Below are 20,833 nucleotides of genomic sequence, written 5' to 3'. Positions count from 1 at the left end.
ACTATTGTCTGTAACGATAAATAGTCTGTAGTATCCTACATGATATTAGACTGTTTCCGATTGATGACCATCGTCTATTATGGAGTTTAATCTTCTTGATCCACTGAGGTTGCTATGACCTAATGGCGACGGCGCTTACGCCAATAGGAGCGAGCTATGTATGTCTTATGATATTGACTCGCGTGTCGATGGTATTGAGGCCGTGACCTTGGATACTATGGACGTAGGAGTTCATGTATTTTCTCAGTTGGAAACTTAAGGGCTTGAGGTTCCCAAGCTGCACCGTGTGGTCGTCAGCGACCTACAGTTGACGGAGGCGTATAACCGTATGGTGGCCCTGAAAGTCCGTAAGCGCTAAATCATCCCCACGGGGTTTGGTTATGCGGCTTGCGCGGTGACGTTAGGCAGGTTCGCGGTGCGGCTGTCGGTCCAGTTATACGGCAGCAGATCATCGATGGGGTCGCCGTCGCTGCGGTGGATGATGCGGCCAAGAACGTCAGTCAGATAGGCTTGCGGATCGATGGCGTTGAGCTTGCAGGTTTCCACGAGGCTGGCGATGATGGCCCAGTTTTCGGCACCGAGGTCGTGCCCAGCAAAAAGCGCATTTTTTCTCTGCAGAGCTATCGGTCGCATCGAACGCTCGACGGTATTGTTGTCGAGCTCGATGCGACCGTCGTCGAGGAAGCGATTGAGGCCATTCCAGTGATTGAGCGCATAGCCGATTGCGCCTGCCGTTCCGGAGCCTCTTGGTAGCCTGGGCAGCATGTCTTTCATCCAGAGCTTCATCGCCGTGACCAGAGGTGCGGATTCAGCCCGACGGATTGCGCGGCGATGCTCGTGGTCTGATCCCCGGATTTTGGCCTCGATGGCGTACAGACGGGCGATCTGGCGCAGCGCCTCATCGGCCACCGGTGCGTTGCCGCCTTTTGTCGCGTCGAAGAAGCCGCGCCGCACGTGCGCCCAACAAAAGGCGAGCTTTCCCGCGCCACCGGCACGATCGGAGGCCTCGATATGCTTATAAGCCCCATAACCGTCGCACTGGACGATGCCGTGATAGCTGCCGAGCAACTGCGCGGCCCAGACTTTGCCGCGCCCCGGCATGTAGCTGTAGACCACGGCCGGCGGATCGGTCCCGCCATGAGCACGGTCGTCGCGGGCGATCGCCCATAAATAGCCGGTCTTTGTCTTGCCCGTGCCCGGTGCCAGCACCCGCGCAGTGGTCTCATCGACAAAGAGCCGGTCGCCCGACAGCAGTTCAGCCTTCATGCGCCGGGTGATCCGCCCGAGCCACGCGGCACTACGCCCCGACCAGTTGCACATCGTACCGCGATCGATCTGGATGCCCTGGCGACGCAGTGCCTGTGCCTGCCGGTAAAACGGACCATGGTCGGCGTATTTCCTGACGATCACGTCGGCGAGCAGCGCCTCGGTTGGAAGGCCGCCCGGCACGACATGCTTTGGTGCAGGGGCCTGGAACACGCCGTCGCTGCATGTGCGGCACGCCATCTTCGGACGCACCGTTACGATCACCCGATACCGGACGGGGATGACATCGAGCCGACTGGCGACATCCTCATCAATACAGTGCAGCGCACCGCCGCAGCACGGACATTCGGTTTCAACCGGCATGATTACTTCGCGGATCCGGGGCAGATGTGCTGGCAGCGAAGCACGTTCGGTCGTTTCCTTGCGCTTCTTCTCGGCCTTCGGCCCGACCGGCGACTGCTCGGCGAGCGCCAGCAACTCGGCCTGCGCAACTTCGATGTCCTCGAGCGCCAGTGCCAGTTGATCGGCGCTGAGCTTTTCAGAGCGTTTGCCGAACGTTGCCCGCTTCAGCTGATCGAGCAGATGCTGCATCCGCGCCTCGCGTTCGAGCCCCGCGATCACCATCGCCTTGAGGACCACGACATCGTCGGGAAGGTCGGCTTCGCTCGCAGACATGGACTATTTCTGGCATGTTTTTCCGGCGTCGCAACCGTCATTTCGACGAGCAGATTCAGGCGTGCGACCTACTGCGCAACCTGCGGTTTCTGCACCCGGACCTCATGCATTCGGGTCCATTGCAGACCCTCGAACAACGCCGATGCCTGGCTTGGCGTCAGCCGCATCACGCCGTCGCCAGCTCGCGGCCAGCAGAAGCCGCCGGTCTGGAGAACCTTGCTCACCAGCACCAGGCCCGTGCCGTCCCAGACCAGCAGCTTGATCCGGTTCGCGCGCTTCGACCGGAAGATATATGCCACGCCCGAGAACGGCTTGAGGCCAAGCTCATTCTCGACGAGCGCTGCAAGGCTGACGGCTCCCTTCCTGAAGTCGACCGGCTTGGTCGCAACCATCACCTTGAGTGGTCCCGGTGGGAGGATCACGTCATCTGCCTCATCGCAGTAAGAACGCGCTCGATATGCGCGACCGTGACATTATCAGGAACGTGGATCGTCATCGTCCCCGCATGGATGATAACCTCTGCGACGGTTGATACGGACGACAGCGGCGGGCCGGGCTCGTCAACAACCACCGGCACAAACGCCATCTCACGCGCCTTCAACACTGTGTGCCGCCACGCATAAAGCTGCTGGGGTAAAAGGTCGTTGGCGCGCGCGATCGCCGCGATATTGGCACCAGCGACAAAACTCTCCTCGACGATCCGCGCCTTGGCGTCGGGTGCCCACATCCGGCGTGCCGCACCCGCCGGGATCACGTCCATCCGTTGAGGACGGCGGCCACCCTTGCTTTCGAAAGTCGTTTCGAATGTTGTTTCGATACCTGACACCAAGCTTCCCCTCACATGAGGAGGCTAAGCATACTCAGATCACGGATCGCCGATATGTGGGGGAGATTTGGCGCTTACGAAAGTCCCGCTAGCGGCTTAGGACGTTACGGCGGAGGGCCTTGGCCTTTGGGTTGCTACCCTCCGCTACGGGGGTCCTGAGTAGGCAGGAACTCCTCTGTCAGATTTCTAGAGTGTCTGCACGGCTGAAGGTGGCGTTGAGTATCGGAGCGTAATCTGTTCCTTCCAACTCTTGCCCCATGCGCTCATACAACGGGCCTAGGGCATTTCGGATAACCTCTTGGTGCTTTCGGTCCTCTGTCGTCTCGAAGAGGGTCCAAAGGTGGCGTATCAGCCCCAGAGCCTCGTCCTCCTTCTCTTCGTCGCTCATGTCGTCCTGACCGTGATCCCAAGCCTTGTATTCGGTATCATCGTCGTGAAGGTCGGCGACGTGAACACCTTCGGCCTTGAGGTACTTTCGGACTGAGGTGTGTGAGACGAGATTGCTCAGTTCATCTGCTATCATGCGGGACGACTTAAGGCGGCCATTGGGTAACAGGTGTAGTCCAGTCGCAACGTAGAGGCTGAAAGAGCGGCGCTTGTCAGCTGGCTTGGGGGTGAGGCCGTGCGTTCGATTGCTGTTGATCGCAAACATTGTCGCTTCGGTCTGCGTCATTGTTGAAACGTCAGCCACAATCGTTTGATGGCCTAGGGAGCGAGCGGCCTCTAGTCGGTGGAAACCGTCAACCACGTAATAGCTGCGCTTGACTTTCGCGACTTGGATCGAGGGGAAAGTGTCGCCCTTCGCCATATCGTCGGCATAGCGACGCACGGTGACTTCATCTGTCTTTACGCGGCCCTGTAGTTCTCTCTCAACTCTTATGGTCGCGATGCTGAGCGGTGTCGTTGTCCATTGGTATGTGGCGCTGGCGTCGGGCAACTAGGGAAACCTTTAGGATTGATTGCATTGAACTTAATCAATGGCTTAGTGAAACGAACTGTAAAAGTTGACATACAGGGGTAATCCCATCGCACGAATGGACTCAGCGTTCAAACACTCGGGATCAACACCACGGCCTCACGTCACTCAGGTCCAGTCCTGCAAACTCCAGCTTGTCTATCTCGTAACCTAACGGGGCGCGTTGGCCGTACCCTGCGTTTGCTGATTTGTTTGCCGTGCTGTGGCCTTGGATATATTCAAGGGCGCTCTCGCTCAGTCCAGAGCGGCGTCCAGCCGTTGTCCAATGATGGCGGAACTCACGCGACTGTTTGCGTCCTTCACCTTGGGGGAAAGCGTTGTGAGCCTTTAGGTAACGTCCCCACCATTCTCCATACCCAGGGAACAATGTGCCACGCGCTCCTTTGACGCGGAGGTCCGGGAACATGGCTGTTTCACCTGATGCCTTCAGGGCGTCGATATACGCTAGGAGGCCCATCGCAAGCAGGTGCGGCGGTATGGGGAACTCACGGCGTCCAGTACCGGAACGTGAGGTCTTGAGGCTCCTAGCGCCTTTATGAGCGTGGGGTCCCTCGTCTGTGATCCGTAGCAGCCAACGGTCTGTAGCGGGGTTGTGGCGTACATCGGATACGGTAAGTTGGGCGATTTCCTCAGGACGTGCGCCGGTCCATAGCAGTAGCAGGGTATCCAGTAGGAAGCGCCCCCCTTGCCGCCTTGGGGTCGTTCTCCAGCCGTGAATATGGGAAGCGCAAAGATTGTCTGTAGCTCGGCAATGCTGAACTCTTTGGGGCTTTCGGGAGCGGGGGCGACCTTAACGATATGACGGGCGAAGGGGTTGTTATCGCCGTCTCTGATTTTCCCTATTGCTTGTCCCTTGCGCCATACGGCTGAGAGGGCATTGAGGCTCTGATTGATGGTCTTGCCCTTGAGCCGGGGGACTTGCGGCTGGTCTGCGTATTTCTCAGCCAATGCAGCGAGGGTCAAACGAAGGTCGCTCTTGGGAAGCCTTGAGGGTCGTTGAGCGAGCAAGTCTAACCAATCGGAGACATGGCTGCGTGTGATCGCTGGTGGTGCAATGTCCTTCCCGTATGCCTCACGGAAGTAGCGTAGGGCCGTGCGGGTGGTCTCCATTGTAGCGTTGCCGGTCCCTATGCGGGTGTTGGTGATTACCTCTTCTACAATCTGTTCAAAGGAGGCGTTGCTGCTGGCGACGGGCGGGGGACTTGCCAGCCGTGTGGGCTTCTCAGACTCTTGAGGCGTGGGGACTGTTTGGCCGTCGAGGCGAGCGAAGGCGTCACGGCTGGCGGAAAGGGATGCCTCAGCAATCGCGCGGCATAGGGTGTCGAAGGCGGGGGCGCTTGTGTCGAAGCGATAACCTCGCGCTGTAGCGAACTCGTTAGCTTCCCAAGCCCATAGCTCCCGTATGCCTTCCATATCCCCTGTAGCGATTAGGGAGGCGTTGTGGGCTTCCGATGCCTCTAGCGTCTCCCGTCGCTTGATGGACCAACGCTGGCGTTCCTCGCCTTTGAACCGAGAGGTAATGCCCGGTGTCTTGGCGAGGGTGGCGTGTAGCTCGCGCTCATCTGTATCCCAACGTCCCGCTTCGTCGCCAGCTAGGCTTTCGGCTCGGAATGTCTCAGCGAGATAGGCTATCGTCGGGTTGTCGAGAGGGTCGAAGAGATCGACGAAAGCCTTGGCGGCGAGTGTTGCCAGCCGTGCGTATTCATCCATTGCAGCCGTGTAGCGGTCCAACGCTCCCGGCTCGCCTATGAGCTTTGCGTCAAGAGTACGGACTAGCTCGCGGGGGTTGCCGGGGATGAACGGGCGCAATCTATCTGGAAATGCTCGCCTGAAAATAAGTCTACCCGCTACGGGTGGCGTTGGAGATACTTCACAGCCGCTGCTCTCATTGTCATTCTCCAACGGGCCGTTTGTAGCGGCACTTTGTATCGTCGGAGCAAACTAGAAGGACGGTTATCAGCCGTTTCTAAGCAGTTTCAAGTGCTTAGGTGTCTCTTGGTGCCCAGAAGAGGACTCGAACCTCCACGACCTTGCGATCGCCAGCACCTGAAGCTGGTGCGTCTACCAATTCCGCCATCTGGGCACAGAGATCGAATACAACAAGGTAGGCGGCGCGCTTAGCGGTGGGTTCGAGGCCTTGTCAATGCGCGGGCGTCGCGAGTAGGGCGATCGGAACATTTGAAGAGGCATTGACGATGAAAGACCGTTTGGTTTGCGTGATCGGCGGCAGCGGCTTTCTGGGCCGCTATGTCGTTCAGGCTCTACTGCAAGAAGGCGCGCGCGTTCGCGTCGTGGCCCGCGACGGCCGCGACGGCTGGTTCCTTAAAACACAGAGCGGCCTTGGCCAGATTCAGTTTGCGTCCGGGGATGTTCGCAAAGCCGACACCATTACCCGCGCCGTCGCGGGAACCGACGCCGTCGTTAATCTCGTCGGCATATTGAAAGGCGACTTCCAGGGTTTCCACGTGGATGGCGCTCGCAATGTCGCGACTGCTGCGGCTGGCGCTGGCGTGAAATCGCTTGTCCACATATCGGCTATCGGTGCCGACCCGAAGAGTCAGTCGGCCTATGGGCGGTCGAAAGGCGAGGGAGAGGATGCGGTTTGCGCCGCTTTCCCGGCCGCAACGATCTTGCGCCCGTCGATTGTGTTTGGACGCGAAGATCAGTTCGTCAATCGCTTTGCCGACCTGATTCGGGCGCTTCCAGTGGTGCCGGTTATTCGGGGTGCCGTGAAATTTCAGCCCATTTACGTCGGGGACGTCGCCAAAGCAGTGGTTGCGGCGCTTGCCGATCCCACGCTGTATTCGGGCAAAACCTATGACATCGGTGGCCCAGAGATTTTGTCGATGACCGAACTCAATCGCTGGATAGGGTCTGCGATCGGGCGGGGAGCGCCATTGATAGAAATGCCCGATGCGATTTCACATCTGATGGTGCGCACGATCGGTTGGCTGCCGGGCGCCCCAATGACGAAGGATCAGTGGCTGATGCTGCAGTCGGATAATGTTGTGACCGGAACCAATGGATTGCAAGCGATGGGCATTCCCCCGACGCCGCTCGAAGCGGTAGCGGATGGTTGGCTCGTCCAGTATCGCCGTCATGGTCGCTTTGCTGGAAAAACCGCCTGATGTCGCTGTTAACGATTATTATTCTCGGCATTGTCGAAGGGCTTACCGAATTCCTGCCCGTCTCATCGACCGGCCATCTGATCCTTGCAGGTGAGTTGCTCGGTTTTCGGGGAAGCCAGTCGGGAACATTCGATATCGTTATCCAGCTGGGGGCGATTCTGGCGGTGGTCGTGCTCTATTTCGGGCGATTTACGGCAGTAGCTGGCGGTCTGATGCGGCGCGATCAAGGCGCAATTGCCTTCACGCGTAATATCTTTCTTGGTTTTCTGCCGGCGTTGGTGATTGGTGCCCTCGCCTACAAAGCGATCAAGGCCATGCTCGAAAAGCCCGTAATCGTAGCCGTTGCGCTGATCGTTGGGGGATCGCTATCCTCATCATCGAGCGAATGGCCAAGCGTGTCACTGTCACCAGCGTCGAGACGATGCCGTGGAAGACTGCGCTCGGCGTTGGCTTCGCTCAGTGTTTATCGATGATTCCGGGCGTCAGTCGCTCAGGAGCCACGATCATGGGCGGACTGTCGCTTGGCGTCGATCGCAAGACTGCCGCTGAATATAGCTTCTTTCTAGCCGTCCCGGTCATGATCGCCGCGAGCGCGAAAGAACTGTGGGAGTCCCGGCACGTCGCCAGCAGCAACGACTGGACGGCGATCGGCATTGGGTTTGTAGTTTCGTTCATTGTAGCGATTGTCGTCATTCGAGCCTTTCTGACGATCGTAACCCGGCACGGATTTGCACCATTTGCATGGTATCGAATCGTGGTTGGAACGATCGCCTTGATCTGGCTGCTGCAAAAGTAGGTCCGTATCGGTATAATCTCGGGCGCTTAACTGGATGAAATGAACGATCAAGCGTGATTTGGCGAGTTATTAGGTCAGCATAGCTGAACTATTTGCGGGATTTTGCGTGACTCCAGTGTCAAAATGAGTCAATTGGCGGTGTGGAGGGCACATGGCCGATAACCCGATGTTGAAGTTTGTAGATGCAGCGCAGGTTTACCCTGAAAAACGCAGCGCCCCTTTGCGTGCGGAAGACTTCCGTGAAATCGCCGAAAAATATGCGGTGCCGAATGCCGAGGAGCAATCCGCGCGCTGTTCACAGTGCGGCGTTCCCTATTGCTCGGTGCATTGCCCGCTCCACAATCATATTCCGGACTGGCTGCGACTGACGGCCGAAGGACGGCTGCGCGAAGCCTATGAACTGTCGAACAGCACCTCGACGATGCCCGAAATATGCGGGCGAATCTGTCCGCAGGATCGCCTTTGCGAAGGCAATTGTGTCATCGAGTTTTCAGGTCACGGCGCGGTCACCATCGGCTCGGTCGAAAAGTTCATCACCGACACCGCTTGGGAAGAGGGTTGGGTTGAGCCTATCGTTCCCGGCCCGTCACGGGGCCAGTCGATCGGTATTATCGGCGCAGGGCCAGCCGGCCTCGCGACCGCCGAATATATGCGGGTCGCAGGCTATGACGTGCATGTTTACGACCGGCACGACCGGGCGGGTGGCCTGCTCACCTATGGCATTCCCGGCTTCAAACTGGAAAAGCACGTCGTCATGCGGCGGGTCGACCGACTGAAGGCAGGCGGCATCGTAATCCATGAAAACTTCGAGGTCGGCCGCGATGCGAAACTCGATGAGTTGCGCGCGAAACATGATGCCATCTTAATAGCAACCGGTGTTTACAAGGCGCGGGGGATCAAGGCTCCCGGTGTCGGCGCTCCCGGTGTCGTGGAATCGCTTGATTTTCTGATCGCATCGAACCGCAAGGGCTTTGGCGACGCTGTGCCCGAATTCGACGACGGTGGATTAAACGCGGCGGGCAAGAATGTCGTCGTTATCGGTGGTGGCGACACCGCGATGGATTGCGTCCGAACTGCCGTTCGCCAAGGCGCGAAATCGGTAAAATGCCTGTACCGTCGCGACCGCGCCAATATGCCGGGATCGCAGCGAGAAGTGGCCAACGCAGAAGAAGAAGGCGTCGAATTCGTCTGGCTCTCCGCACCCGAGGCATTCGACGGAACCGAGCAGGTTGCGGGTGTCCGCGTTGCCAAAATGCGCCTCGGCACACCCGATGCAACCGGTCGCCGCGCGCCAGAGGCCGATCCGGGAAGCGAGTTCCGCCTCGAAGCAGATCTTGTAATCAAGGCGCTTGGTTTCGACGCAGAAGATTTGCCCAAGATGTTCGGCTCGGCCGACCTCGGCGTAACCCGCTGGGGCACATTGCGCGTCGATCACAAGACCATGCAGACCAGCCTTGATGGCGTGTTTGCAGCCGGCGACATCGTGCGCGGGGCGAGCCTCGTCGTATGGGCGATCCGCGATGGCCGCGACGTCAGCGATCATATGCACCGGTATTTGAAGCAAAAGGCGGCGGCAACGAGGAAGGCGGCGTGAAAACCACCCTGAAATTTCTATCGATTCTGGCTTACGCTCTGCCTTCGGTCGTTACTGCTGCCCCCGTCACCGCTCAGGTAAATCCTAAAATTACGGCGTCCCCCGAAGCGCTTGAGATCGTGGCTAAGGTTTTTCCCGTCGGCTCTTATCGAAAGCTGATGACTGGGTCATTGCAGCAAATCATGAGCGGCATGTCCGATCAAATTGGCACCATGCCAATTCGCGAATTTGCAAAGGTTGCGGGCGTCGATCAAACGACCTTGGCCCGTATCGACAAGACGACGATGGGCGAGATCATGGAGATACTCGATCCTGCTTATCGGGATCGTATGCGTCTCATGATGAACGGAATGTTCGCCGAACTGACGAACGTTATGGAAAAACAGGAACCTGCGATCCGTCAGGGACTTGCCGAGGCTTACACAGGTCATTTCACGCCAATCCAGCTTCACGAAATCACCGCTTTTTTCGGCACTCCGACTGGTAAAGATTATGCGTCTCAGCAGATGTTCTTAATGACCGACCCCGCTGTCATGACGAAAATTCAGGCGATGATGCCCGAGATGATGCGCGCCATGCCAGATATCCTCAGCAGAGCCGTAAAGGCGACCGAGGGTCTGCCGAAACCGAAGACGTATGACCAGTTGACCCCCAATGAACGAAATCAGCTTGCCAAGCTGCTCGGGATTGACCCCGGAAAGATGAACAAATGAGCATTGAATCCGCAGCCGCCGATGTCGCCCACACCGAATCCGAGCGCGAACGCATTGCACGTGTCGGAATGTATCGCCCCGATTTTGAATCCGATGCCTGTGGCGTCGGACTGGTCGCAGCAACCGATGGCCGCGCAAGCCGCCGCGTCGTGGCGTCCGCGATCGATGCGCTGAAGGCAGTCTGGCATCGCGGAGCCGTCGATGCCGATGGCAAAACGGGTGATGGCGCGGGCATCCACGTCGATCTGCCGATGCCGTTTTTTGCCGATGCCATTGTCGCGTCGGGCCACAAACCCATCGACAATAGCTGGCTCGGCGTTGGCATGGTTTTTCTGCCGCGCACTGACCTTAGTGCGCAGGAAAACTGCCGCACGATCGTAGAGAGCGAAATCATCGACGCCGGGTTTGCGATCTATGGCTGGCGTCAGGTTCCTGTCGATGTGTCGGTTATCGGCCAAAAGGCACAGGCGACGCGGCCGGAAATCGAGCAGATCATGATCGCGGGGCCGAACGCATCGACCACCGATATCGTTGAGTTCGAAAAAACGCTGTATCTCGTTCGTCGCCGCATCGAAAAGAAGGTGATCGAGGCCCAGATTGCGGGCTTCTACATCTGCTCTCTGTCGTGCCGGTCGATTGTTTATAAAGGGCTTTTCCTCGCTGAGAGCCTGTCGGTATTCTATCCCGATCTTTGCGATGAACGCTTCACGTCGCGCGTTGCAATTTTTCATCAGCGTTATTCGACCAACACGTTTCCGCAGTGGTGGTTGGCGCAGCCGTTTCGTTGTCTGGCCCATAACGGCGAAATCAACACGATCCGAGGCAACAAGAACTGGATGAAAAGCCATGAGATTCGCATGGCGAGTCTCGCGTTCGGCGAACATTCCGAAGATATAAAGCCAGTGATTCCAGCGGGTGCCTCAGACACCGCTGCGCTGGACGCTGTGTTCGAGACGATCGCCCGTTCGGGCCGCGATGCGCCGACTGCCAAGACCATGCTCGTGCCCGAAGCGTGGCAGGACAAGCATGACATGCCGCCCGAACATGCCAGCATGTACGAATATCTTGCGAGCGTGATGGAACCGTGGGACGGTCCCGCCGCTCTCGCCATGACCGATGGTCGCTGGGCAGTGGCTGGGCTGGACCGCAATGCTTTGCGGCCGCTGCGTTTCACGATCACCAACGATGATCTGCTGATCGTCGGGTCCGAGGCCGGGATGGTCGTCGTTCCCGAAGCGACTGTGATTTCAAAGGGAGCGCTCGGCCCCGGCCAGATGATTGCCGTCGATCTGGAAGAGGGCAAACTCTACGATGATCGCGCGATCAAGGACCGGCTTGCTGCCGAGGCTCCTTATGCCGACATGGTCGGTGACTTTCTGACGTTTGCGGACTTGCCCGAAGCTGAGGAACAGGTCGCCTATTATCCGCGCGCCGCGCTGATCCGTCGTCAGGTTGCCGCCGGACAAACGATGGAGGACATGGAGCTTATCCTGTCGCCAATGGCAGAGGACGGCAAGGAAGCCATCGGGTCGATGGGCGACGATACGCCGCTCGCCGTGATCTCCGACAAGCCACGCCTGATCAGCCAGTTCTTCCGCCAGAATTTCAGCCAGGTCACCAATCCGCCGATCGATTCGCTACGTGAGCGGCAGGTAATGAGTCTGAAGACGCGGTTCGGAAACCTCGCCAACATTCTCGATCAGGATTCGGGGCGCGATCAGGTGCTGGTGCTGGATACGCCAGTGCTGACCAGTGGCGAATGGCTGCGTCTGAAAGAACATTTCGGTCCAGCCGTTGCCGAAATCGACTGCACCTATGAATTCGGTTCGGGGCAAGAGGGTCTGCGCGCCGCCATAGCCCGCGTCCGGGCCGACGCCGAACAGGCGGTTCGTGAAGGGAAGAGCGAAATCTTCCTGACCGACGAGCATGTTTCCGAAGACCGGCTGGCAATCCAGATGGTCATCGCCACCGCTGCCGTACACACCCACCTCGTTCGCAAGGGATTGCGGTCGTATGCGAGCGTAAACGTGCGTTCGGCCGAATGCCTGGACACGCACTATTTTGCCGTGCTGATCGGTGTGGGCGCGACCACGGTAAACGCTTATTTGTCTGAAGCCGCCATTGCGGATCGCCATGCGCGTGGTCTGTTCGGCGACACGACGCTCGAAACATTGTTGAAGCGTCACCAGACCGCAATCGGCGATGGCTTGTTAAAGATCATGTCGAAAATGGGGATCGCTGTGATCTCCTCCTATCGCGGCGGCTACAACTTTGAAGCCGTTGGATTGAGCCGGGCGCTGGTCAACGATTTGTTCCCCGGAATGCCTGCAAAGATTTCCGGTGAAGGCTATGCTTCGCTCTATGTCAACGCGGCGGAACGGCATGAAGAAGCGTTCGACGCCGCAGTTGCGACCCTTCCGATCGGTGGCTTCTATCGCCAGCGTGCGGGCGGAGAGGCTCATGCCTATTCCGCGCAACTGATGCACCTGCTGCAAACCGCAGTCGGCACCGACAGTTACTCGACCTATTTGCAATTCGCGCGCGGTGTCCGCGATTTGCCGCCGGTCTATCTGCGCGATCTGCTCGAATTCAATTATGCCAAGGAAGCGGTCGCGATCGACAATGTCGAGGCGATTACCGAAATCCGCAAACGCTTCGTAACTCCGGGAATGTCGCTCGGCGCACTCAGTCCCGAGGCACATGAAACGCTCGCCATCGCGATGAACCGGATCGGCGCGAAAGCCGTGTCAGGCGAAGGCGGCGAATCGTCCGAACGCTTCAAACCCTATCCCAATGGCGACAATGCCAACTCGTCGATCAAGCAGATCGCCAGCGGACGTTTCGGCGTCACCGCCGAATATCTGGGTGCTTGCGAGGAAATCGAGATCAAGGTCGCACAGGGCGCAAAGCCCGGCGAGGGCGGCCAGCTTCCGGGTTTCAAGGTCACCGAGTTCATCGCCAAGCTGCGCCACGCTACACCCGGCGTCTCGTTGATCTCCCCGCCGCCGCATCACGACATTTATTCGATCGAGGATCTGGCGCAGCTCATCTACGATCTGAAACAGATCAACCGCCGCGCACGGGTTTGTGTAAAGCTCGTCAGTTCGGCGGGCATCGGGACCGTCGCGGCTGGTGTGGCAAAGGCTCATGCCGACGTCATCTTGATCGCGGGCCATGTCGGCGGCACCGGCGCTTCACCGCAAACCAGTATCAAATATGCAGGTACGCCGTGGGAAATGGGTCTGTCCGAGGTTAATCAAGTGCTGACCCTCAACGGTCTTCGTCACCGGGTGAAGTTGCGCACTGACGGTGGCCTGAAAACCGGGCGAGACATTGTTATTGCTGCGATTTTGGGTGCCGAGGAGTTCGGAATCGGCACGCTCAGCCTCGTTGCAATGGGGTGCATCATGGTGCGTCAGTGCCATTCGAACACTTGTCCGGTCGGTATTTGCGTTCAGGATGAGCGCCTTCGCAAGAAATTCACCGGTACGCCCGAGAAAGTCATCAACCTGATGACCTTCATCGCCGAGGAAGTGCGCGAAATTCTTGCGCGACTGGGCGTGAAGTCGCTCGACGAAGTGATCGGCCGCACTGAATTGCTGCGTCAGGTCAGCCGTGGTGCCGAACATCTCGACGATCTCGATCTCAACCCGATCCTTGCGAAGGTCGATGCCGAAGACGATCAGCGGCGCTATAATGTCGAAGGCAATCGCAACGAGGTTCCCGACAGCCTCGACGCGCAAATCCTCCGCGATGCGAAGCCCGTGTTCGAGCGGCGTGAAAAGATGCAGCTCACCTATACCGTCCGCAACACGCACCGCGCGGTCGGCACGCGGCTGTCCGCCGAAATCACGGCACTTTATGGCATGAGTGCGCTGAACGACGGCCATGTCGAAGTCCGTTTGCGGGGCAGCGCAGGCCAGTCGCTTGGCGCGTTCCTGTGCAAAGGCATCACGCTTCAGGTGTTCGGCGACGCGAACGATTACGTCGGCAAGGGGCTTTCAGGCGGCATCATCACGGTGCGCCCGATGGTTTCCAGCCCACTCGAAAGCCAGCACAACACGATCATCGGCAACACCGTTCTGTACGGCGCGACGTCGGGTAAATTGTTTGCCGCAGGTCGCGCGGGCGAACGATTCGCCGTCCGCAACTCGGGTGCCGATGTCGTAGTCGAAGGCTGTGGAGCCAATGGCTGCGAATATATGACCGGCGGCGCTGCGGTCATCCTCGGCACCGTCGGAGAGAACTTCGGCGCGGGGATGTCAGGCGGCATGGCATTCGTGCTGGACCAGGACGGATCGTTCACGCGCCGTGCCAATGGCGACAGCATCGTCTGGCAACGGCTGTCATCGACCTATTGGGAAACCAAGGTACGCGGCCTGATCGCCGAACATGCAATCGCAACCGACAGCAAATGGTCGAATGCGATTCTGGACGATTGGGAGCGGTGGCGCGGGTCGTTCTGGCAGGTCTGTCCGAAGGAAATGCTGACGCGACTGGCTTCCCCACTCGATGATACGGAAATTGCGGTTGCCGCGGAGTAGCATTTCGCGGCGGTCGCGTTAAAGCTGGCCGCCCATGTGGCTCATCCACCAATTCCCGCTCTGTCCTTTTTCCCGCAAAGTCCGGCTGCTGCTGGGCGAGAAAGGCGTAGGCTATGAACTCGTTCGCGAGCATCCGTGGGAGCGGAGGGATGAGTTTGTCGATCTGAACCCCGCCGGCCGCACGCCGGTCATGGTTGAGAGCGAGAAGAACATCACACTGATCGATTCGGTCGCGATCTGCGAGTATTTCGAGGAAACGGTCGAACAGGCCCCGATGATTTCGGGAACCGCGATCAACCGCGCCGAGATTCGTCGGCTGACCGCATGGTTCGACCAGCAATTCTATGGCGCGGTCGTCGACCCGTTGATGAACGAGCGGATGCTGAAGCGCCTCGTCCACCGTGCATCACCCGATACCGGTGCCTTGCGCGAAGCGATGAAGGCCGCGAACGGGATGCTCGACTATGCGGACTATCTGCTCGACCACCGCAACTGGCTGGCTGGCGCGACGCTCAGCCTCGCCGATCTGACGGCGGCGGCGCATATTTCGGTGGCGGACTATCTCGGCGGCATTGACTGGCGCGCCCACGAACAAACGCGCAACTGGTATTCGGGGCTGAAATCACGCCCCAGCTTTCGACCGATGCTCGCCGAACGGATGGGTGTAATCGCGCCGCCCGACGACTATGACAAAGTCGATTTTTGAAGGCTCTGAACTAGAGCAGTATCCGATCCGATTGCATCGGTTCGGCTGCTCTAGTCTTTTGATTTTACGCGTTTTCCGAGTCACCGGATGATTCCATCCGGTTCGAAAACGCTCTAATCCCACAGACCGTCACGCTGAAATAAATCCAGCAGGACGGCCTGTTGAATAGCGGAAACTTACCGCGCCAGTTTCAGAACCGCGCTCGGGGCATCCTTGGTCAGCGGGGTGGCCTTCCACACGATAGTCTTGCGCCCTGCAATTATCTTCGCGCCTTCCTCGTTGTTCTGGCTCACGATCTCGGCATTGGTATCAAGCGTAAATACGCCGTCGAGTGACTTCGACGCCTGATCGCTGCCGCTCATCGCGCCCATGCCGCCTGCGCCATTGCTGTTCGCGTTGCTTGCAAAGCCCGGCGCCTTCACGCGGACGAGGCCGCCCTGCCGCAATTCGATGACAACAAACGGAAAGATCGCCTCTGCGTCGGAATTGAACGGATACGTGAAATTGTGGGTCAGCGTGCCGGTGATCGCATAATCGATCAGGAACTTGCCTTTCCCCTGATAGACGACCGACCGATAGCCATATTCCTTTGACAGCGAGGCTGCGATGGCGCGGTTCTTGGTCTCGGCGTCCTCTTCGGGAGCATCCTTGGTCGTCGTGGCCGCGATCGGACGCAGCGCAGGCTGATCGTCGCCGTCGGACGACGTCCCCTTGGCAGGAGGCGTTGCATCGTCGTCAGTTCCGGGCTTGTCGCCGAATCCCTTCATCGCCGAACTCGGGTCGAGCGCGATCACCTCTCCCTTATAGGTGAACGCGAAAGTGCGGTCGGCATTGATCGTCATGGTCGACACGAACTTGCCGGGCGTCAGCAGGCATCCAAACAGCAATAGCGGCGCGACCAAAATAGCCGCAATTCGCGCGAAACCTCCCATATCCCGATTCGCCATTATTTCCCCCGGTTAGCTTCTGCATACAGCGCGATTGCCGCTGCGTTCGATACGTTCAGGCTTTCGACTTTTGGACTGATCGGCAAGCGCGCGATCAGATCGCAATGCGATTTCACGTTCTGCCGCATCCCCTCGCCCTCTGCTCCCAGCACCAGCGCGACTTTAGCCTCGTTGAATGCTTCGCCGATCACCACCGGACCGTCACCGGCCAGCCCGACTCGCCAGAAGGTCGCTTCGGCCATCTCTTCCAGTGCGCGTGCCAGATTGACCACGCGGACCCACGGCACCAGTTCCAGCGCTCCTGATGCTGCACGTGCCAGCGCACCCGATTCGGGCGGCGCGTGCCGGTCCTGCGTCACAATCCCCAGCGCGTTGAACGCCGCCGCCGAGCGCAACACCGCGCCGACGTTATGCGGATCGGTCACCTGATCCAGCACGACCAATGGCCGCCGGTCGTCGCGACCCAGTTCGATCAGATCGCCTATCCAGATATCTTCCAGAGGATCGACCTCGATCACCAGGCCCTGGTGCGGTGCGTCACTGGGCACCATCCGGCCCAGATCGGCCACGTCAGCAAACGTAACAGGCAGAAGCGATGGCAAGGGCACCTCAAGCGCCCCTACGGCCTCACGGGTGCCCCACAGCTTGCGAACTTCACGCTCTGGGTTGGCAAGGGCCGCGATAACGGCATGGCGGCCCCAGAAGCGAATACGCCCCCCGGCAGCCTGTGATGGTCTATGTCCACGTCTCATTCCGGCTCTTTCGCCGGTGTCGCGTTGACAGGCAAGCCCGCTTTCGCCAATGGCACCCGCTCGCTTGTTACAAAGCGTGTGGACAGGTGGCCGAGTGGTTAAAGGCGGCAGACTGTAAATCTGCTCTCGCAAGGGTACGCTGGTTCGAATCCAGCCCTGTCCACCATTAAACGATTTCGGCGCCGCCACGATGGCGCGCCGCTTTCGCACCCGCTATGGCCGCCGCCATGTTGCGCCTTACAGAATTGACGCTGCCGCTCCATCATGCGGATGAAGCGCTGCCCGCCGCTATCTGCAAACGACTGCGGATTACGCCGCGTGAACTGGTCCGTCATGTCGTTGCGCGCCGCGCTCATGATGCGCGGGACAAGGCGAACATCCTGCTGGTCTATTCGGTCGATGTGAATGTGAAGGATGAGGCGGCAACTCTCGCGCGCTTTGCCAAGGACCGGAATGTCCAGCGGACGCCCGACACGCGCTATCGCTTCGTCGCGCAGGCTCCAGAGGGTACGGCGTCGAAACGGCCGGTGGTGATCGGCGCAGGCCCCTGTGGCCTGTTTGCAGGGCTGATCCTCGCCCAGATGGGGTATCGTCCGATTATCCTCGACCGGGGCAAGGTCGTGCGGGAACGCACAAAGGACACCTGGGGCCTTTGGCGGCGCGGTGTGCTGAACCCCGAATCGAACGTGCAGTTCGGCGAAGGTGGTGCCGGTACATTTTCAGACGGCAAACTTTACAGTCGGATCAAGGATCAGCGGAACCTTGACCGCAAGGTGCTGACCGAGTTCGTCAAAGCCGGTGCGCCTTCTGAAATACTCACCGAGGCGCATCCGCATATCGGCACCTTCCGTCTGGTGACGATGGTCGAAAGTATGCGCGAAACGATCGAGTCGCTTGGCGGTGAATATCGATTCTCCAGCCGGGTCGATGGTCTCGACATCGCAGTCGATTCAACAGGCGAGCGCCGGATACGCGGCCTCCACCTGCACACGGGCGAGACGATCGAGGCAGATCATGTCGTGTTGGCGATCGGCCATAGCGCGCGCGACACGTTCGAGATGCTTCACGCGGCGGGCGTGTATGTCGAGGCCAAGCCTTTCTCCATCGGCGTCCGTATCGAACATCCGCAATCGTGGATCGACACCGCGAGATTCGGTGCCGACGCGGGCAATTCGATCCTTGGTGCGGCGGACTATAGTTTGTCGCACCACTGTTCGAACGGCCGCACGGTTTACAGCTTTTGCATGTGTCCGGGCGGCACGGTGGTCGCGGCGACATCGGAGGTCGGCCGGGTCGCGACCAATGGCATGAGCCAATATTCACGCAACGAACGTAACGCCAATTCCGGGTTGGTCGTCGCGATCGACCCGGCGCGCGATTATCCCGGCGATCCACTGGCGGGTATCGCATTGCAGCGTCACTGGGAGTCGCTGGCCTATGTTGCCGGCGGCTCGACCTACAAGGCTCCTGCGCAAAAGCTGGGAGACTTTCTTGCCGGACGATCTTCCCAAGCGCTGGGCGAGGTGACTCCATCGTATCGGCCCGGCGTCCACCTGACCGATCTGTCGCAATGCCTTCCCGATTTCGCGGTGACGGCGATGCGGGAGGCTCTGCCGGTATTCGGTCGTCAGATTCCGGGATACGATCACCCCGATGTTCTGCTGACGGGTGTCGAGACCCGCACATCCTCGCCGGTTCGCTTTACGCGCGGCGAGACTTTTCAGAGCCTGAACACAGCGGGCCTTTTCCCGGCAGGAGAAGGCGCGGGCTATGCGGGCGGCATCCTTTCCGCAGCAGTGGATGGCATAAAGGTCGCAGAGGCGGTGGCTTTGAGCATGAACGGTCCGGCGCTTCCTGTCGCGTTGTAGAAGCAGCCGCAACTATGAGTTGCGGAGTGTTTGTTGCCATGTACCGGGGGGATTCCGTCGATCGTCCAGTCGCCGATGCTCCACCGTACCAGCCGGAGTGTCGGATAGCCGACTGCCGCCGTCATCCGGCGTACTTGCCGGTTTCGCCCTTCACGAATCACCAGCTTGATCCAGCAGTCCGGCACGCTTTTGCGAAACCGAACCGGCGGGTCGCGCGGCCAAAGCGCAGGATCCTCGATGCGTTCGACCTCCGCCGGGCGGGTCGTACCGTCTTTCAGCTTCACACCCTGCCTTAGAGAAGCGAGGCTGGCCTCGTCCGGTTCGCCTTCGACTTGCACCAGATAAGCCTTCGGCATCTTGAACTTCGGATCGGCAATCCGCGCCTGCATCCTGCCATCGTCGGTCAGCAGCAACAGACCCTCGCTGTCCAGATCGAGCCGTCCGGCAGGATAAACGCCCGGCAAATCGATGTAATCCGACAGCGTCTGGCGCGCCGATCCCGTACTGCGATCGGTGAATTGCGACAGGACTCCATACGGCTTGTTAAACAGGATCACATTTAATCCTCTTGGTCGAACGTCACGCTGCCCTGGCTCACCAATTGCACGATCAAAGTCATCGCTGCGTCCAATTTGGTCAGTTTCGGATCGACGGTGAAATGGTCCTGCGCACAGAGTTTTTCGGCAAACGCGGCGGTTTCCCTGGTGCATTCGAAACTTTGACCGTCCACGAACAACCAAACCGATTTTGCCGGTCGCCGCACAAACGAGAAACGCGAGGCCGGGTCGCGGCGCAGCGGCATCCCGTCGATGATAAATTCGCGCAATCGCTCGGCGCGGACGGCCTCTTCCGGTTGCCAACTCAGGTCGGGGTTTTTGCGGGTGCTGTTATACTGCCCGAACCAGCGCGCGAACGCATCGCGATCGGCCATTTTGGCGGTAATCATCGCGTGCAGTTCCGCGACGGTGTTCGCGGTTATTTCGCCGGGGTTTTTCTGAGGCTGTAAATTCGGGTCTTCGTACCGGTCATCGTCCGGCAAATTCGCAAGCAGTTGGTCGCACCAGTGCGCGATGAGTTCGCTGCGAGCAGGCGCGCGAAAACCGACCGAATAGGTCATGCAGTCGTCACCCACCGCAACTCCATTGTGGGCAATGCGCGGCGGCACATACAGAATATCGCCCGGCTCCAATATCCACTCGTCAGTTGCCTCAAACTCGGCAAGCAGGCGCAGATCGTCGTTCGGCAACAACGCGGTTGCCTGATCGCAGAGCGCGCCGACTTGCCAGCGGCGCTTGCCCAAACCCTGAACCAGAAACACGTCATATTGATCGAAATGCGGACCTACGCCCCCGCCGTCCGAGGCATAGCTCACCATCACATCGTCGATGCGCCAGTTCGGAATGAAACGAAACGGCTCGATAAGCGTGGCAACCTCCGGCACGAAATGGTCGACGGCCTGAACCAACATCGTCCACGGCTTTTTGCCGAGCTTGCTGAACCGCTTTTCCGCGAATGGGCCGTGTTCGACTTTCATCGTCTTGCGAGTTTGGATGATCAGACGCGATTCGACTTCATCCTCACAGGCTAATCCCGCGAACTCATCGGGGTCGAGCGGATTGGCCCAGGATTTCCAGGGATTCCTGATCAGCAGCGGCTTCTTTTGCCAGTAATCGCGCAGGAAAATGTCGATATCGAAATTATTGAATTGCATAGTGACTCGCGACGCAGTGGCATCAGGGCGGCAAAAAAGTTTCCGCGACCGACGACGACACACTGTCGCCGCCGCAGCTTACATGGATTCCGTTTGACCCGCATAGCCCAAAGGACAGGTGTGTCGCGCTCCGTCCGGCGAGCAACATTTGCTGTTCGAAAGGCCGACTGAGCAATAAAACCGCGTTTCGGTTGACGGCGGGGTCGCGATCATGGCAATCGGCTCCCGCGCAATCTTGCGATGCACCTTGCGGGTGTAGCTCAATGGTAGAGCAGAAGCCTTCCAAGCTTACGACGAGGGTTCGATTCCCTTCACCCGCTCCACACCCAAA

At 59.0% G+C, this 20,833-nt stretch carries 14 protein-coding genes, 3 tRNA genes and 2 pseudogenes; 9 read left to right on the top strand and 10 right to left on the bottom strand.

Features of this window, described 5'->3' with window-relative positions:
• Positions 1-378: 378 nt before the first annotated feature.
• The 6 genes from tnpC to D3Y57_RS12880 form a co-directional block, all read right to left on the bottom strand.
• On the bottom strand, positions 379-1,941 hold the full coding sequence (tnpC, locus tag D3Y57_RS12910) for an IS66 family transposase (RefSeq protein WP_121150510.1): 1,563 nt from the start codon (positions 1,939-1,941) through the stop codon (positions 379-381).
• Positions 1,942-2,009: 68 nt separating this feature from the next.
• A complete protein-coding gene (gene tnpB, locus D3Y57_RS12905) occupies positions 2,010-2,363 on the bottom strand; it encodes an IS66 family insertion sequence element accessory protein TnpB (RefSeq protein WP_121150512.1) in 354 nt (117 codons plus the stop codon).
• Positions 2,360-2,767: a transposase gene (locus tag D3Y57_RS12900; RefSeq protein WP_121150514.1), complete on the bottom strand. Its 408-nt coding sequence runs from the start codon at positions 2,765-2,767 to the stop codon at positions 2,360-2,362. Before D3Y57_RS12900 ends, tnpB begins: the two co-directional genes overlap by 4 nt.
• Before the next feature lie 178 nt (positions 2,768-2,945).
• Positions 2,946-3,704: a ParB N-terminal domain-containing protein gene (locus D3Y57_RS12895; RefSeq protein WP_121153318.1), complete on the bottom strand. Its 759-nt coding sequence runs from the start codon at positions 3,702-3,704 to the stop codon at positions 2,946-2,948.
• Between the two features lie 483 nt (positions 3,705-4,187).
• Positions 4,188-5,453, bottom strand: coding sequence for a hypothetical protein (locus D3Y57_RS12885; RefSeq protein ID WP_162987105.1), 1,266 nt, complete (start codon positions 5,451-5,453; stop codon positions 4,188-4,190).
• A 286-nt stretch (positions 5,454-5,739) separates the two neighbouring features.
• Positions 5,740-5,826 (bottom strand) — tRNA-Leu (locus D3Y57_RS12880).
• Between the two features lie 112 nt (positions 5,827-5,938).
• On the opposite strand from D3Y57_RS12880, the gene D3Y57_RS12875 reads away from it, so the two are divergent.
• The 6 genes and pseudogenes from D3Y57_RS12875 to D3Y57_RS12850 all read left to right on the top strand — a co-directional run bounded on the left by D3Y57_RS12875 (position 5,939) and on the right by D3Y57_RS12850 (position 15,224).
• The gene (locus D3Y57_RS12875) at positions 5,939-6,871 is read left to right on the top strand and encodes a complex I NDUFA9 subunit family protein (RefSeq protein ID WP_121153315.1); all 933 of its coding nucleotides are present in this window, start codon (positions 5,939-5,941) and stop codon (positions 6,869-6,871) included.
• Positions 6,871-7,667 (top strand): annotated as a pseudogene (locus tag D3Y57_RS12870) (undecaprenyl-diphosphate phosphatase). Before D3Y57_RS12875 ends, D3Y57_RS12870 begins: the two are co-directional and overlap by 1 nt.
• A gap of 151 nt (positions 7,668-7,818) precedes the next feature.
• Positions 7,819-9,261: an NAD(P)-dependent oxidoreductase gene (locus tag D3Y57_RS12865; protein ID WP_121153314.1), complete on the top strand. Its 1,443-nt coding sequence runs from the start codon at positions 7,819-7,821 to the stop codon at positions 9,259-9,261.
• Entirely contained in the window at positions 9,258-9,974 is a 717-nt protein-coding gene (locus D3Y57_RS12860) for a DUF2059 domain-containing protein (RefSeq protein ID WP_162987104.1), read from the top strand. Before D3Y57_RS12865 ends, D3Y57_RS12860 begins: the two co-directional genes overlap by 4 nt.
• On the top strand, positions 9,971-14,518 hold the full coding sequence (gltB, locus tag D3Y57_RS12855) for a glutamate synthase large subunit (protein ID WP_121153312.1): 4,548 nt from the start codon (positions 9,971-9,973) through the stop codon (positions 14,516-14,518). Before D3Y57_RS12860 ends, gltB begins: the two co-directional genes overlap by 4 nt.
• A 34-nt stretch (positions 14,519-14,552) precedes the next feature.
• A complete protein-coding gene (locus D3Y57_RS12850) occupies positions 14,553-15,224 on the top strand; it encodes a glutathione S-transferase family protein (protein ID WP_121153311.1) in 672 nt (223 codons plus the stop codon).
• A gap of 176 nt (positions 15,225-15,400) precedes the next feature.
• Here D3Y57_RS12850 and D3Y57_RS12845 read toward each other — a convergent pair whose 3' ends face one another.
• Complete coding sequence (locus D3Y57_RS12845; RefSeq protein ID WP_239025830.1) at positions 15,401-16,171, bottom strand: hypothetical protein; 771 nt, start codon at positions 16,169-16,171, stop codon at positions 15,401-15,403.
• A complete protein-coding gene (rlmB, locus tag D3Y57_RS12840) occupies positions 16,171-16,923 on the bottom strand; it encodes a 23S rRNA (guanosine(2251)-2'-O)-methyltransferase RlmB (protein ID WP_121153310.1) in 753 nt (250 codons plus the stop codon). The genes D3Y57_RS12845 and rlmB overlap by 1 nt, the downstream gene beginning before the upstream one ends.
• An 80-nt stretch (positions 16,924-17,003) precedes the next feature.
• Here rlmB and D3Y57_RS12835 point away from each other — a divergent pair.
• Positions 17,004-17,089, top strand: a tRNA-Tyr gene (locus D3Y57_RS12835).
• A 61-nt stretch (positions 17,090-17,150) separates the two neighbouring features.
• Positions 17,151-18,791, top strand: coding sequence for an NAD(P)/FAD-dependent oxidoreductase (locus tag D3Y57_RS12830; RefSeq protein ID WP_121155890.1), 1,641 nt, complete (start codon positions 17,151-17,153; stop codon positions 18,789-18,791).
• 44 nt (positions 18,792-18,835) lie between these two features.
• Here D3Y57_RS12830 and D3Y57_RS12825 read toward each other — a convergent pair.
• Together D3Y57_RS12825 and D3Y57_RS12820 are read right to left on the bottom strand one after the other, a co-directional pair.
• Positions 18,836-19,348, bottom strand: a pseudogene (locus tag D3Y57_RS12825) (pseudouridine synthase); the annotation flags it as partial.
• Between the two features lie 2 nt (positions 19,349-19,350).
• The gene (locus D3Y57_RS12820; protein WP_121153308.1) at positions 19,351-20,502 is read right to left on the bottom strand and encodes a cupin domain-containing protein; all 1,152 of its coding nucleotides are present in this window, start codon (positions 20,500-20,502) and stop codon (positions 19,351-19,353) included.
• 249 nt (positions 20,503-20,751) lie between these two features.
• On the opposite strand from D3Y57_RS12820, the gene D3Y57_RS12815 reads away from it, so the two are divergent.
• A tRNA-Gly gene (locus D3Y57_RS12815) sits at positions 20,752-20,825 on the top strand.
• Positions 20,826-20,833: the final 8 nt, after the last annotated feature.

This window comes from Sphingomonas paeninsulae, from assembly GCF_003660165.1.
GTDB lineage: Bacteria > Pseudomonadota > Alphaproteobacteria > Sphingomonadales > Sphingomonadaceae > Sphingomonas_O > Sphingomonas_O paeninsulae.
The sequence above is the reverse complement of the archived record's forward strand: the minus strand, read 5'-3'. Positions and strand labels throughout refer to the sequence as shown.